We start from the raw sequence: 13,152 nt of genomic DNA, 5'->3' as shown, positions 1-13,152 counted from the left end.
TTGCCCGGACCGCCGGCGTAGCACGCCTGGGGGCAGAAGGCACGCAGCCACATGAAGTCGCCGGCCTCCACCTCCACCCAGTCGTCATTGAGCCGGTAGACGGCTTTGCCTTCCAGCACGAAGAGGCCGTGCTCCATGACGTGGGTTTCCGCGAAGGGGATGGAGGCGCCGGGCTTGAGGGTGACGATGTTGACGTGCATGTCGTGGGCGAGGTCCTCCGGGTCCACGAAACGCGTGGTGGCCCAGGCCCCGTCGGTGTCCGGCATCGCCCGCGGTGCGACGTCCTGGTCGCGGGTTACAAAGGATTTCGCCGTGTAGCCGTCCAGCGGCTCGTAGGCCTTCCGGATCCACTGGAAACTGGCGATCTCCCCGGACTCGTTCGCCACGGACCATTGCGCCCCCGCGGCGAGGTAGGCGTAGCCGCCCTCGCCCAGCCTGTGGATTTCCCCTTCGAGGGTCAGTGCCAGGGCGCCCTTGGTCAGGAAGATGACGCCTTCGACGCCGGCCTCCGGCTCGGGCTTCTCCGAGCCTCCGCCCGGTCCCACCTCGACGATCAGCTGCGAGAACGTCGTGGCAAAACCGGCGATGGGCCGGGCCAGGATCCAGGAGCGGGTGTTGGTCCAGCCGGGCAGTTTGCTCGTGACGATGTCCCGGAGCACGCCCTTCGGAATGACGGTGTAGGCCTCCTTGACCACGGCCCGGTCGGAGAGGATCTGGGTCTGCGGCGGAAGCCCGCCTTCGGGGTAGAAATAGTTGCTCATGGGTGCGTTCCTTTTGCTGAGGGAGTTGAGGTGTTGGCCAGCCGGGGGTGGGCCAGCGCGGTGAGTTCAGGGAGCCCGACGCCGGCCAGCGCCATGACTTCTTCGATGCCGACGGCGCCGCACTGGACGCCGCGCAGCACGAAGGCTGCCAGAGCCCGTGCGGTGGCGGGTTCGTCCAGAACGCCGCCGGCGGTTTGGTCCACGTAATTGCGGAGCCGGGCAGCGGCGGCCGGGAGCCCTTGCCGGTAGAAGGCGTAGGTTGCGGCGAACCGGCTGGGCAGCTGGGCGGGGTGGAGGTCCCAGCCCTGGTAGTAGCCGCGTTCCAGCGAGCGGCGGACCAGCCGGCCGTGGAGCTGCCAGGCCTGCTCCACGTTCCCGCCCACCGGGATGATGTTGGTGGAGCCGTCGGAGAGCCGGATCCCGGTGCCGGCCGCGGCAAGCTGCATGACTTCCTTGGCAAAGTCCGCCACGGGATGTTCCATGGACTGGTATTCGGCGGAGATCTGCAGCGATGCCGAGTAGTCGTAGGTGCCGTAGTGCAGCCCGCTGATCCGGCCGGGCACCGCGTGCGGCAGGCGCGCCACCGGCGAGGTTCCGTCCGGGCCCAGGATGAGCTGCGGCGTTTCCACCTGCACCTCAAAGCGGAGTCGGCCCGCGGGGAGCGAGTGGACTTCCTCGAGCCGGGACACGGCGAAGGCCATGGCCTCCACCTGCGCCACCGTGGTGACCTTTGGCAGGGTGAGGACGAGCCCGTCCGGCAGTTCGCCGGCCGTGGCCAGCTGCGAGACGAAGAGATCCAGGGTCCGCAGACCCCGGGCGCGGGTGGCAGCCTCGAAGCACTTGAAGCGGATCCCGATGAACGGCGGCGCGGTACCGGCGGCGACGGCGGCGGCCACGGCGGATGCCGCGGCGGCAGCGGCGGCGTCCTCGGCGTCGTCGCCCCGGTCCCCGAACCCGTCCTCAAAGTCCAGACGGAGGTCCTCGATCGGCTCGCGTGAGAGCTTGGCCCGGACCCGCGGCGCGACGGCGGCGGCCAGTTCGGTTTCCTGGCCCTGCAGCGCGCACAGGCTTTCGACGCCGCCGCGGGCGTCCACCGCGGCGAGGGCCTGGGCGCCCCAGTCCGCGGCGAACTCCGGGCTGAAGCGGTCGGCCGGAACGTAGACGGTGTGCACCGGCTGGCGGGAGCCGTCGTCGCCCGGGTAGCTGCGCTCCAGCAGCCGGTCGGTGTCGGCGAGCTGCGCATCGATCCGGGCGAGGTCGGCCCCGGAGAGGGCCGGCGTCACCGGACCCTGGCTCTGCAGATGGCTGCGTGGTTGCGGCCTGGCACTGGCGGAGGTGGGTGCCATGCCTCAGCCCACCAGCTCGTACGCCGGCGTGGTGAGGAAGTCCGTGTAGTCCTCGGACAGGCAGATGTCGCCGATGAGCTTGCTGGCGGGCAGGTAGTGCTTCACGAAAGCTTCCTCGCCCACCTCGCCCCGGAGCTTCTCGGTTTCCTCGGCCAGGATCCCGGATACCAGCTCGCGGGTGACGGTCCGGCCAGTGTCGGCGAGCACAGAGTTGTTGCGGATCTGCTGCCAGACCTGGGACCGCGAGATTTCCGCCGTCGCCGCGTCCTCCATCAGGTTGTGGATGGCGACCGCGCCGTTGCCCGAAATCCACACCGCTGTGTAGGCGACGGCAACGTAGAGGTTCAGGCGCATGCCTGCCTYGGTGACCGTGCCACGGGCGGAGGCGACGTCCAGGAGCTGGTCCGCGGTGACCGAGACTTCCGGGCGCTGCCTGTCCAGCTGGTTCGGCCGCTCGCCCAGGACGGCGTCGAAGACGTCCCGGCAGACCGGCACCAGGTCCGGGTGGGCCACCCAGGAACCGTCAAAGCCGTCGTTCGCCTCACGGGTCTTGTCCGCGCGCACTTTCTCGAACGCCTGGGCTGTCACCTCGGGTTCGCGGCGGTTGGGAATGACGGCCGCCATGCCGCCCATGGCGAAGGCGCCGCGGTGGTGGCAGGTCTTGACCAGCAGTTCGGTGTAGGCACGCATGAACGGCGCGGTCATGGCCACGGTGGCGCGGTCCGGCAGCACAAAGCGCGAGCCGGCATCACGGAAGTACTTGATGATGCTGAACAGGTAGTCCCAGCGGCCAGCGTTCAGGCCGGAGGCGTGGTCGCGGAGTTCGTAGAGGATCTCGTCCATTTCGAATGCTGCAGGGATGGTCTCGATCAGGACGGTCGCGCGGATGGTGCCTTGCGGAATGCCGAGGTAGTCCTGGGCGAAGACGAAGACCTCGTTCCACAGCCGGGCCTCGAGGTGGCTCTCCATCTTGGGCAGGTAATAGTACGGGCCATGGCCATTTTTCAGCAGCTGCCTGGCGGTGTGGAAGAAGTGCAGGCCGAAGTCCACCAGGGCGCCCACGGTGTGTTCGCCGTCGATCAGCAGGTGGCGCTCTGCCATGTGCCAGCCGCGCGGGCGGGCGACAACGACGGCCAGCGGGGCATCGGTCCGGAGCGTATATTCCTTGCCCTCGGGGGAGGTGTAGGCCAGGGTTCCCGCCGCGGCGTCGCGGAGGTTCAGGATTGATTCGACCACGTTGGACCAGGTGGGAGTGCTGGCGTCCTCGAGGTCCGCGAGCCAGACCTTGGCCCCGGAGTTCAGGGCATTAATGGCCATCTTGGCCGGTGCGGCCGGACCCGTCATTTCCACCCGGCGGTCCTGCAGGGCTGTCGGGGCTGGGGCCACCGTCCAGTCGCCTTCACGGATATCACGGGTTTCCGGCAGGAAATCGAGCCGGCCGGTGCGGGCCACCTCGTCGCGTTTGACCGCGCGGGCCTTGAGTAAATCCGCGCGGGTGGCGGCGAAACGCTGGTGCAATTGCTCAATGAAGGCCAGCGCCTCGGGTGTGAGGATCTCCTCCGCGCGGTCAACGGGGCGGCGGGCTGAAATGGTGAGGGCCATTGTGGTCCTTCCTGGTCGGTGAAGCAGGCGGCGAATCAGGCGTGGTTCAGCGCGGCGGCCGGGACCGTCGCGTGGGCAGCCGCGACAACCGCCGCGGCGACGTCGGCGGCAACGTGGGGGTCGAAGACGCTGGGAATGATGTAGCTGGCATTGAGCTCATCGTCGGCGACCCGGTTGGCGATCGCCGCGGCGGCGGCCACCAGCATCTCGGGGGTGATGTCCGCCGCCCCCGCGTCCAGCAGCCCGCGGAAGAATCCTGGGAAGGCCAGGACGTTGTTGATCTGGTTGGGGAAGTCGCTGCGGCCGGTCGCCACCACAGCGGCGTGCCGTGATGCGACCACCGGGTCGATTTCCGGCGTGGGGTTGGCCATGGCGAACACAATAGCGTCGTTGGCCATGGATGCCACCTGTTCTTCGCCGATCACGTGCGGTGCGCTGACGCCGATGAAGACGTCGGCTCCCTTGAGCGCTTCGTGGAGGGTGCCCGAGAAGCCCCTTTCATTGGTGTTCTCGGCAATCCACGTGCGGTGCTCGTCGTTGTACTGTTCGCCGAAGTGGATCGCTCCCGAGCGGCCGGCGGCGATGATGTTGCGGGCCCCCTGTGCCTTGAGCAGCGCGATGATGGCGGAGCCGGCGGCGCCGACGCCCGAAACGACAATCCGGACCTCGGAGAGTTTCTTGTCCACGACGCGCAGGGCGTTGGTCAGGGCTGCCAGCGTGACGATTGCGGTTCCGTGCTGGTCGTCGTGGAAGACCGGGATGTCGAGTTCCTCGCGGAGCCGGGTTTCGATCTCGAAGCAGCGCGGAGCGGCGATGTCCTCAAGATTGACCCCGCCATAGACCGGGGCGAGCGCCTTGACGATCCGGATGATTTCCTCCGTGTCCTGGGTGTCCAGGCAGACCGGCCAGGCGTCGACGTTGGCGAACTGCTTGAAGAGCGCGGCCTTGCCTTCCATGACCGGCAGTGCGGCGGCCGGGCCGATGTTGCCGAGGCCCAGGACGGCGGAGCCGTCGGTGACGACGGCGATGGTGTTGCGTTTGATGGTCAGGTTCCGGGCGGCCTCGGGGTTTTCCGCGATCGCCAGGCAGACGCGGGCGACGCCGGGGGTGTAGGCCCGCGAGAGGTCGTCGCGGTTGCGCAGCGCGACCTTCGGGACAACTTCCAGCTTGCCGCCGAGGTGCATCAGGAAGGTTCGGTCCGAGACGTTCCGGACCGTGACGCCGTCGAGCGCGTTGAGCGCGTCCTTGACACGTGCGGCGTGCTCGTCGTCCGTGGTGTTGCAGGTGACGTCGACTACCAGGGTCTCGTGGTGGGATTCGGTGACGTCCAGGGCCGTGATCGCGGCGCCGGCCGCACCGACGGCGGCGGCCAGTTCGCTGGTGGCGGTGAAGCTCGAGGGCGCCTCCACGCGCAGGGTGATCGAATTTCCGGGGCTGGGATTCGCCATTGAATTTTCCTCCTAGTCGGCCCGCGGACGGGCTCTTACTGCACTAACTTATTTCGTATGATGGATATTATTATCTACTTTGTGGAAATACAAGCCCCCAGGGGTCCGTCGGCGGCGGGGGCGGTACTGTATCTTGTGTCCACTAGGCACTTTTTTCACGATGTGGATAAAATTTGTCGTAAACAACCCCTCAGGAGAGCAAAGTTATGGCGGAAAAAGCCCCCGGAGGCGTGCAGTCCGTTGAACGCGTCTTCGAACTTCTGGAACTGATCACCGATGCCGGCGGCGACGTCACCCTCAGCGAACTCTCGTCCTCTACCGATCTGCCGCTTCCCACCATCCACCGGCTGCTGCGCACCCTCGTCACCCTGGGCTACATCAGGCAGCTGCCGAACCGCCGCTATGCCCTGGGCCCGCGCCTGATCCGTCTGGGCGAGGCGGCGAACAAGCAGCTCGGGGCGCTCGCCCGGCCGCAGCTCCAGTCCCTCGTGGAACGGCTCGGGGAAACCGCCAACATGGCTGTGCTGGACTCTGACATGGTGATGTACGTGGCCCAGGTCCCGTCCCTGCACTCCATGCGGATGATCACCGAAGTGGGCCGCCGCGGTTACATGCACGCCACCGGCATGGGCAAGGCGATCCTGGCCCAGCTGGACGATGAGACGGTGCGTGGCATCGTGACCCGGAAGGGCATGCCCACACCCACACCGAAGAGCATCGGCGACGTCGAATCCCTGCTCGCCGACTTGAAGCTGATCCGCAGCCGCGGCTATTCGATCGATGAGGAAGAGCAGGAGATCGGCGTCCGCTGCTTCGCGATTGCCATCCCCAACGCGCCGACCCCCGCGGCGATTTCCGTCTCCGGGCCCGTTTCCCGGGTGGACGAGACTTTCGCGGACCGGGCTGTGCCGTTGCTGCGCGAGGCAGCCCTGGCGATCTCCCAGGACCTCAACAAGAGCTGACATCCAGCGGCCGTGCCGCAGTCCGCCAGGCCAGGTTGCGGCCCCTTTTCCTTCACGGGGAGGGGCCGCAACGCTCATGCCGGTGGGGCGCAGGGACTAGTGCTCGGATGTCGCGGCGGACTCCACCGGGACTTCCTTGCCGTCGCAGTCGATCAGTTTGCCGTTCTCGTAGCGGTCGCCCTCGGCCAGGCACTGGAGGTCTTCCTCGCGGATGACCCGGCCCGTTCCGGCCACGAAGACCGACTGGTTCTCCGAGTTGCCCTTCTTTAGGTGGTTGAAGAGCAGGTTCAGCGCGATGGCCATGACCGCTGCGGAGCTGATGCCGGAATGGAAAATCGTTGCGAACCAGCTGGGGAACTTGTCGTAGAACGTGGGGGCGGCGATCGGGATCATCCCGAAGCCGATGGAGGCGGCGACGATGATCAGGTTCATGTTGTTCCGGTACTCCACCTTGGCCAGGGTCCGGATGCCGCTCGCGGCCACCGTGCCGAAGAGCACGATCCCCGCACCGCCCAGGACGGCTGTGGGGACCGCCGCGACCACGCGGCCGAGCACCGGCAGCAGGCCCAGCAGCACCAGGATGACGCCGCCGGCCGCCACCACATAGCGGCTCTTGATCTTGGTGACGGCGACCAAGCCAACGTTCTGGGCGAACGCGCTCTGCGTGAAGGAACCGAAGACCGGCGCCACGAGGCTGGAAACCATATCTGCCCGCAGGCCCGCGGCGATCCGCTTCGAATCGACCCGGGTGCCCACGATTTCGCCGACGGCCAGGATGTCGGCCATGGTCTCGGTCAGGATGACCAGGACCACGATCAGCATGGAGATGATGGCGGCAGCCTCGAAGGTGGGTGCGCCGAGGTGGAACGGTGCGGGGAAGGCGACGATCGGGCCGTCACCAACCTTTGAGAAGTCCGCCATGCCGGTCACGACGGCCACCCCGGTTCCGGCGACCATGGCCAGCAGGATGGACAGGCGGGAAATGGTGGCGCTGCCGACCTTGCTCAGCAGGAGCACGAGGGCCAGGGTGATGGCCGCCAGCCCGATGTTGGCCACGCTCCCATAGTCCGCCGCCTTCTTGTTCCCGCCCATCGCCCAGTTGGCCGCCACGGGCATCAGCGTGAGGCCGATGGTGGTGATGACTGTGCCGGTGACCACCGGCGGGAAGAACCGGACAATCTTGGAGAACACCGGGGCGATCAGCAGCCCGATGGCTGCAGAGGCAATGACAGCGCCGAAGACGGCCGGGAGGCCGCCTCCGCCGGTGACGATGGCGACCATGGTCGCCACGCTGGCGAAGGAGACGCCTTGGACCAGGGGCAGCTGGGAGCCGAAGAACGGCACGCCCAGGGTCTGGAGCAGCGTTGCCAGGCCGCCCATGAAGAGGGCCGCGGCGATCAGGACCCCGACGTCGGCCGGGGCCAGGCCGGCGGCCTGGCCGACGATCAGGGGGACGGCGATGATGCCGCCGTACATGGTCAGGACGTGCTGGAAGCCGTAGGCGAAGCTGCTTCCGACGGAGAGCCGTTGGTCCTCGGGGCGGAGAGTGCCGCCGGTGCCGCCGGTGCCGCGGGTGCGTGGCAGCCGGGCGGTCAATTTTTTGCGTGCGTTCATGGCAGACCTTCTTGGTTCATGGCGGACGTCGTTGTCCGGCTAACAATGTCTGGCTAACGGGTGCCGGAGTGCCGGCGCCGGAGGCCCGGGCCGGCCGGCCCGGGAGTCCTAGCAGAAGCCGGCGATCCCGGACCAGGCGATTTCTGCGGGGCTGGCGTCTTCACGCTGGACAGTGGCCTCGATCAGGCCGTAGGGGCGGTCGGCGGCGAAGAAGACCTCGTTGGGGTTGTCGAGGCCAAAGGGCGAGAGGTCGACGAGGAAGTGGTGCTTGTTGGGCATGGAGAACTTGATCTCGTCGATCTCGGTGTGCGCTTCCAGGACCTTGGCGCCCATGTCGAAGAGGGTCTGCTGCAGGGCGTGGGAGTAGTTTTCGCTGAAGCCCTCCAGCAGCAGGCTCTTGACGTCCTCGTAGCTCTTGTTGAAGTCGAACGTGCCGAAATCGGTGCCGGTCCTGAAGCGCCAGCGGGCCGATACGTCCGTGGCGAGGATGCGGTCGGACGTTTCCGGGAGGGTGGTGTACTTGTCCCGCGGGAAGCCGCTGAACCCGGACTGGGTCGACTTCAACACGGTGAGGTCCTTGAGCCCGGCGATGAGGTGCTCGGTACCGCTGTCGCGGACAAGGACCGCGGTGCGGACTTCCTGGCCGCTGCGGACGAAGGAGTGGTCGTGCCCGGTCCCGTGGGCCTGGATCCGGTCCCATTTGTAGGATTCGGCTGCCCAGCGGCCGCCGGTGACCCAGTCGAAGTTCGAGGTGAAGTGCTTGCCTAGCCGCAGCAGGAAGGCTTCCGGGGAGCCGATGCCGTCCCGGGCGAAGGCATAGATGGTGTTCTTTTGGGTGTCCGTGGCCACCACATGGCTGTTGTCGCCTTCGAGGTGGGCAGCCGCGAAGTCCCCGCGCAACTGCGAGGTGACATTCAGGTCTTCGATTTCATGGCGGTCGGTGGCCCTGGTGATCTTGACGACCCGGACTTCGGCTTTTCCGTACTGGTTGTGGCCGAGGACGATCTTGTTGCTCATGGTCTGATTCCCAACTTCAGGTATGTGGCACCAAAGTCCCACATAGAAATTAAGCGCGTGTTTCCCGCGCGTTTCTCATTCCGTCGGCCCACAAAAAAGAGCCGACATCAGTTGATGCCAGCTCATTACGACCCTGCCTGCTGCTCCCAGGTTACGTGACCTGCGCCACGAATTGGGATTAAGCGTAGCCCGGTCCGGGCGTGGTGTACATCACTTTTCGAAAAAACGGTTTGTGACCGCGGCGGCCAACGCTCTTGACCGCCGGCTCCGCCCGCCCCTACTCTTTTCCAGATAGCAATAAATTATTTCCAAATTGTGGAACTCTTCCGCGTGCTTCGACTCGGTGCGGAGAAGCGCCCACGCAATGCATGAGGAGGAATCCATGAACTCGCAGGAGACGGACAGTGCCGTTGAATTTCCGGCGCCCGGGGTGGAGCTGTACCTGCCGTTCGCCGCCACGGACTTCGGCGCCACGGACCCAGACTTCTACATTCCGGCCGACTGCGAGCGGAGGGACCGCGGCTTTTCCCGGTGGCTCCGCGCGCTGCCGCTCTTTGGCCGGTAGGCGTTTCTCTTGGGCGGTTGGGCGGCGGCAGGGCCTTGGCGTGAAGACCCGGAAATAGAGATTTCACATAACGAAACTGGGCTTCCCTCAAATAGGGCGCGCCGCGCGGACATCCCGGTGCTACTGTCGATCTTGCCAACGGCGGGCAGCCCGGGATCCGGGAAGCTATCTACCAGGCGCAACCTTCAAGGCACATGCTGAAGACTGGTCACCGTCGCATACGGCCCTTGCGTACCCGTCACGGTGTACAGGCTTCCGCAGGTAGGGAGTGGCGGCATGACTACAACCGATACGGCCCAGAAGTTCCTGGCGAGATCCATCGAGTTGGCCACGGCCAACGTCCTGAACGGCGGTGGCCCGTTCGGCGCAGTGGTGGTCACTGCGGACGGGCTAGCGTTCGAAGGCGTCAACCGCGTCACCGCCACCAACGATCCCACGGCGCACGCCGAGGTCACGGCCATCCGGCAGGCCTGCAGCGAACTTGGCACTTTCGATCTCAGCGGAGCCACGCTCTACTGCAGCTGCGAGCCGTGCCCCATGTGCCTGGCGTCCGCACTGTGGGCGCGGGTGTCACGCGTGATGTTCGCCGCGGACCGGCACGATGCCGCGGCTGCGGGGTTCGATGACGCCGTCTTCTACGAATACTTCGAAAACGACCAGCGCGACACGCTCATGCCGGTGGGCAGGCTGCAACTGACAGACCCGCAAGCGCCCGCGGCATTGGATCCCTTCAAGGCCTGGAACTCGCTCGAGTCCCGGACCGACTACTAGCGCCGGGGACTGCGGCCATGTTGGATCTGCTCCCGCACCTGGGCACATGGCGGCCGGCCGCGTCCGGGCAGCTCTGCGCGGTGGCCACCGTCGTGGGCACTGCCGGATCAGTGCCGAGGCCCGTGGGCACCTCCATGCTGGTCTCGGAGACCGGCGAGGTGCTGGGCAGCCTGTCCGGTGGATGCGTTGAAGGGGCCGTTGTGGAAGCGGCCCTGGAGGCAATGCGCGACGGCGAGACGCGCCGGGAGTTCTTCGGATACAGCGCCGAGGACGCGTTTGCCGCCGGGCTGACCTGCGGCGGCGGGCTGGAAATCCACATCGAACCCCTGGGCGCAGGGCCCGGCCGGCTGCGGCTGGACAGCCTGCAGGCCCTGGCCGGGAGGCATCCGGCCGGGGCCGCGCTGATCCGCAGGATGGACGCCGGCGGACGCGGCGCCGTCGTGGTTCCTGACCCGGCGGCCTTCCGGGTACTGCAGTCGGCCGAACTCGCCGCGCTGCTCGGGGCGGGCGGGTCCGCCGGTGCCGGGCGCATGCTGCCGGCCGCGGCAGCCCAGCTGGAACCGCTGCTGAGGGGAGGCCGTACCGGGCTGATCCGGCTCGCACCCGCGGGGGAGTGCCAGCCGGAACCCGTCAGCCTGCTGGTGGAGAGCCGGCTGCCCGCGGCGCGCCTGCTGATCTTCGGCGCCAATGACTTCGGTGCGGCGCTCGTCCCGGCCGCGAAACTCCTTGGCTTCCACGTCACGGTGTGCGACGCGCGCCCGGCGTTCGCGCAGCAGGACAGGTTCAGCGCCGCGGACGAGGTGGCCACAGCCTGGCCGCACCGGTACCTGGCGGACCAGGCACGGGCCGGCCGCACCGACGCACGGACGGCCATCTGCGTCCTCACGCACGATCCGAAATTCGATGTCCCGCTCCTGCAGGCCGCGCTCGGCCTGGACGTGGACTATGTCGGCGCCATGGGGTCCAGACGAAGCCACCGCGGGCGGATCGATGCTCTGCGGCAGGCCGGCGTGGCCGACGGCGACCTGGCCCGGCTGCACTCACCCATCGGCCTGGACCTCGGCGCCGTCACGCCGGAAGAGGTCGCGGTCTCCATCACGGCAGAACTCGTGGCCAACCGGAGCAAGGCCGCCGGGCTGGCCCAGGGCAGCGTGTCCCTGAAGGATGCCAGCGGCCCCATTCACCACTACTCCCGAAATCATCAGGACAGCAGTCATCACGGCCGCAACCATCACGACAGCAGCGCCGGCATGCCGGAACCTGAGGAGGCCCAGTGGACATGAACACCATCGAGGCCGTGGTCCGCACCGCGGATCCGGCGCAGTGGCGCGAAGGGGACGCCTGGCTCGCGGGGGGCACCGTGCTTTTCTCCTCCGGGAGCCCCGCCGCCGGGCAGGAACCGCTCCGGCGCCTCCTGGACCTCGGCTCCACGGACTGGACACCCATAGCGGTGTCGGCGGCCGGCATCGAGCTGGCGGCAACCTGCACCATCGCGCAACTGTATGCATTCCCGGATGCGGATGCGGATGCGGATGCCGGCTCGGCCGCCGGCCGGGGGCTGGCCGGGAACTGGCCCGGCGTGGAACTCGTCCGCCCCTGCTGCGAGTCCTTTGCGGCCTCCTTCAAGGTCTGGAACATGTCCACGGTGGGCGGCAACCTGTGCACTTCCCTGCCGGCCGGGCCCATGATCTCGCTTTGCGCGGCGCTCGACGCCACGGCCACCATTCTGGGCCCCGGCGGCGCCCGCCGCACGCTCCCGGTGCTGGACTTCGTTACGGGCGACGGGACGAACTGCCTCGCTCCCGGCGAGCTCCTGCGCAGCGTGAGCCTGCCGGCGGCGGCCCTGTCCTCCCGGGTGGCCTTCCGCCGGCTGTCGCTGAGCAACCTGGGCAGGTCAGCGGTGCTGCTGATTGGAAGGCTCGACGCCGGCGGCGCCCTGGTCCTGACCGTCACCGCAGCCACCAAGCGCCCCGTGCAGCTGCGCCTGGAGTCCTCCGCGGCGGCGCTCGCCGGCGCCCTCACTGATGCTCTCTCCGAGGCCTTGGATGCCGCCATCCCGGATGACCTGTACCACGACGACGTCCACGGCCTGCCCGCCTGGCGCAAGGACATGACGTACCGGCTGGCCCATGAAATCCAGGCCGAACTCACCGCCCCGGCAGGCCGCGACCCGTTACGCATAACCGGTGACTTCTGGCCGCCGCGGGGCGGGACCCTGAACGGTGGACCCCGGACGGAAGGTGCCTGAGCATGAGAATCGAGATCAACGGCATCCCGGCGCAGGCCGAACCCCGCCCCGGCCAGTGCCTGCGCACGTTCCTTCGCGAACAGGGGAACCTGGGCGTGAAGAAGGGCTGCGACGCCGGCGATTGCGGCGCCTGCACGGTGCACGTGGACGGGGTCCCGGTGCACAGCTGCATTTTTCCAGCCGTCCGCGCGGAAGGCCGGGCGGTCACCACGGTGGAAGGATTGGCCGCCGCCAGCGCCGCCAGCGCCGCCGGCGCCTCCGGTGACCCCAACAGCACCGCGCTTCATCCGATGCAGCAGCAGTTCCTGGACCGGCAGGGTTTCCAGTGCGGTTTTTGCACGGCCGGCATGGTGATGACGGCCGCGACGTTCGATGAGGAGCAGAAGGCGGACCTGCCGCGGAACCTGAAGGGCAACCTGTGCCGGTGCACCGGGTACACGGCCATCGAGGACGCCGTCTGCGGGAGGGGGAGCCGCCCGGACACCTCAGCCCCGGACACCTCTTCTGAGCGGCCCGGCCGGCCGGAGCCGCGCCAGGGACAACTGGGCGACGACGCTCCTGCCCCCGCCGGCCTCGCCATCGTCACGGGGCGGGCCCGCTACACCCTGGACGTCCCGGCCGAAGAGCTGCCCGGGCTGCTGCACGCGAAACTGCTGCGCTCCCCGCATGCCCACGCCCGGATCCGATCCATCGACGCAGCAGCCGCGCTGGCGATTCCCGGCGTCGCGGCGGTCTTCACCCATGAGGACTCCCCGGCGCAGCTGTTTTCGACCGCGCAGCACGAGCTCTACACGGACGACCCGGACGACACCCGCGTC

At 67.8% G+C, this 13,152-nt stretch carries 12 protein-coding genes; 6 read left to right on the top strand and 6 right to left on the bottom strand.

Annotated elements, in window-relative coordinates; all coding sequences use genetic code 11:
- The 4 genes from AC1D1S_RS14060 to AC1D1S_RS14045 form a co-directional block, all read right to left on the bottom strand.
- Positions 1-761: bifunctional allantoicase/(S)-ureidoglycine aminohydrolase (locus AC1D1S_RS14060; protein ID WP_476994738.1), on the bottom strand; the 761-nt coding region annotated here is incomplete at its 3' end.
- Positions 758-2,107 carry a DUF6986 family protein gene (locus AC1D1S_RS14055; RefSeq protein WP_476994737.1) on the bottom strand — a complete coding sequence of 450 codons (1,350 nt, stop codon included), beginning with the start codon at positions 2,105-2,107 and terminating at the stop codon, positions 758-760. The genes AC1D1S_RS14060 and AC1D1S_RS14055, both read right to left, overlap by 4 nt.
- Positions 2,108-2,110: 3 nt before the next feature.
- Positions 2,111-3,709, bottom strand: a complete 1,599-nt coding sequence (gene aceB, locus AC1D1S_RS14050) for a malate synthase A (RefSeq protein ID WP_476994736.1) — start codon at positions 3,707-3,709, stop codon at positions 2,111-2,113.
- A 35-nt stretch (positions 3,710-3,744) separates the two neighbouring features.
- A complete protein-coding gene (locus AC1D1S_RS14045) occupies positions 3,745-5,157 on the bottom strand; it encodes an NAD-dependent malic enzyme (protein ID WP_476994735.1) in 1,413 nt (470 codons plus the stop codon).
- 206 nt (positions 5,158-5,363) lie between these two features.
- On the opposite strand from AC1D1S_RS14045, the gene AC1D1S_RS14040 reads away from it, so the two are divergent.
- The gene (locus AC1D1S_RS14040; protein WP_028275490.1) at positions 5,364-6,119 is read left to right on the top strand and encodes an IclR family transcriptional regulator; all 756 of its coding nucleotides are present in this window, start codon (positions 5,364-5,366) and stop codon (positions 6,117-6,119) included.
- A 96-nt stretch (positions 6,120-6,215) separates the two neighbouring features.
- On the opposite strand, the gene AC1D1S_RS14035 is transcribed toward AC1D1S_RS14040, so the two are convergent.
- Together AC1D1S_RS14035 and pucL are read right to left on the bottom strand one after the other, a co-directional pair.
- The gene (locus AC1D1S_RS14035; protein WP_476943202.1) at positions 6,216-7,733 is read right to left on the bottom strand and encodes a nucleobase:cation symporter-2 family protein; all 1,518 of its coding nucleotides are present in this window, start codon (positions 7,731-7,733) and stop codon (positions 6,216-6,218) included.
- 108 nt (positions 7,734-7,841) lie between these two features.
- Positions 7,842-8,750 (bottom strand): factor-independent urate hydroxylase, encoded by a 909-nt coding sequence (pucL, locus tag AC1D1S_RS14030; protein ID WP_476994734.1) that lies wholly within the window; start codon positions 8,748-8,750, stop codon positions 7,842-7,844.
- 382 nt (positions 8,751-9,132) lie between these two features.
- On the opposite strand from pucL, the gene AC1D1S_RS14025 reads away from it, so the two are divergent.
- From AC1D1S_RS14025 to AC1D1S_RS14005, 5 genes are all read left to right on the top strand, one after another.
- Positions 9,133-9,315 (top strand): hypothetical protein, encoded by a 183-nt coding sequence (locus tag AC1D1S_RS14025; RefSeq protein ID WP_243180669.1) that lies wholly within the window; start codon positions 9,133-9,135, stop codon positions 9,313-9,315.
- A 276-nt stretch (positions 9,316-9,591) separates the two neighbouring features.
- On the top strand, positions 9,592-10,086 hold the full coding sequence (locus AC1D1S_RS14020) for a nucleoside deaminase (protein WP_230008935.1): 495 nt from the start codon (positions 9,592-9,594) through the stop codon (positions 10,084-10,086).
- Positions 10,087-10,103: 17 nt separating this feature from the next.
- The gene (locus AC1D1S_RS14015; RefSeq protein ID WP_476994733.1) at positions 10,104-11,369 is read left to right on the top strand and encodes an XdhC family protein; all 1,266 of its coding nucleotides are present in this window, start codon (positions 10,104-10,106) and stop codon (positions 11,367-11,369) included.
- Positions 11,360-12,334, top strand: a complete 975-nt coding sequence (locus AC1D1S_RS14010) for an FAD binding domain-containing protein (protein WP_476994732.1) — start codon at positions 11,360-11,362, stop codon at positions 12,332-12,334. Before AC1D1S_RS14015 ends, AC1D1S_RS14010 begins: the two co-directional genes overlap by 10 nt.
- Before the next feature lie 2 nt (positions 12,335-12,336).
- On the top strand, positions 12,337-13,152 hold an 816-nt coding region (locus AC1D1S_RS14005; protein ID WP_476994731.1), incomplete at its 3' end, for a (2Fe-2S)-binding protein.

This window comes from Arthrobacter sp. P1_A5, assembly GCF_056406825.1.
Note: the sequence above shows the minus strand (reverse complement) of the source record. Positions and strands in the feature narration are given on the sequence as shown.

Excerpts from the sequence above, each read along its gene's own strand:
- AC1D1S_RS14040 (WP_028275490.1), top strand. The coding sequence starts at position 5,364 with ATGGCGGAAAAAGCCCCCGGAGGCGTGCAGTCCGTTGAACGCGTCTTC.
- AC1D1S_RS14035 (WP_476943202.1), bottom strand. The coding sequence starts at position 7,733 with ATGAACGCACGCAAAAAATTGACCGCCCGGCTGCCACGCACCCGCGGC.
- AC1D1S_RS14025 (WP_243180669.1), top strand. The coding sequence starts at position 9,133 with ATGAACTCGCAGGAGACGGACAGTGCCGTTGAATTTCCGGCGCCCGGG.
- AC1D1S_RS14020 (WP_230008935.1), top strand. The coding sequence starts at position 9,592 with ATGACTACAACCGATACGGCCCAGAAGTTCCTGGCGAGATCCATCGAG.
- AC1D1S_RS14055 (WP_476994737.1), bottom strand. The coding sequence starts at position 2,107 with ATGGCACCCACCTCCGCCAGTGCCAGGCCGCAACCACGCAGCCATCTG.
- pucL (WP_476994734.1), bottom strand. The coding sequence starts at position 8,750 with ATGAGCAACAAGATCGTCCTCGGCCACAACCAGTACGGAAAAGCCGAA.
- AC1D1S_RS14015 (WP_476994733.1), top strand. The coding sequence starts at position 10,104 with ATGTTGGATCTGCTCCCGCACCTGGGCACATGGCGGCCGGCCGCGTCC.
- AC1D1S_RS14045 (WP_476994735.1), bottom strand. The coding sequence starts at position 5,157 with ATGGCGAATCCCAGCCCCGGAAATTCGATCACCCTGCGCGTGGAGGCG.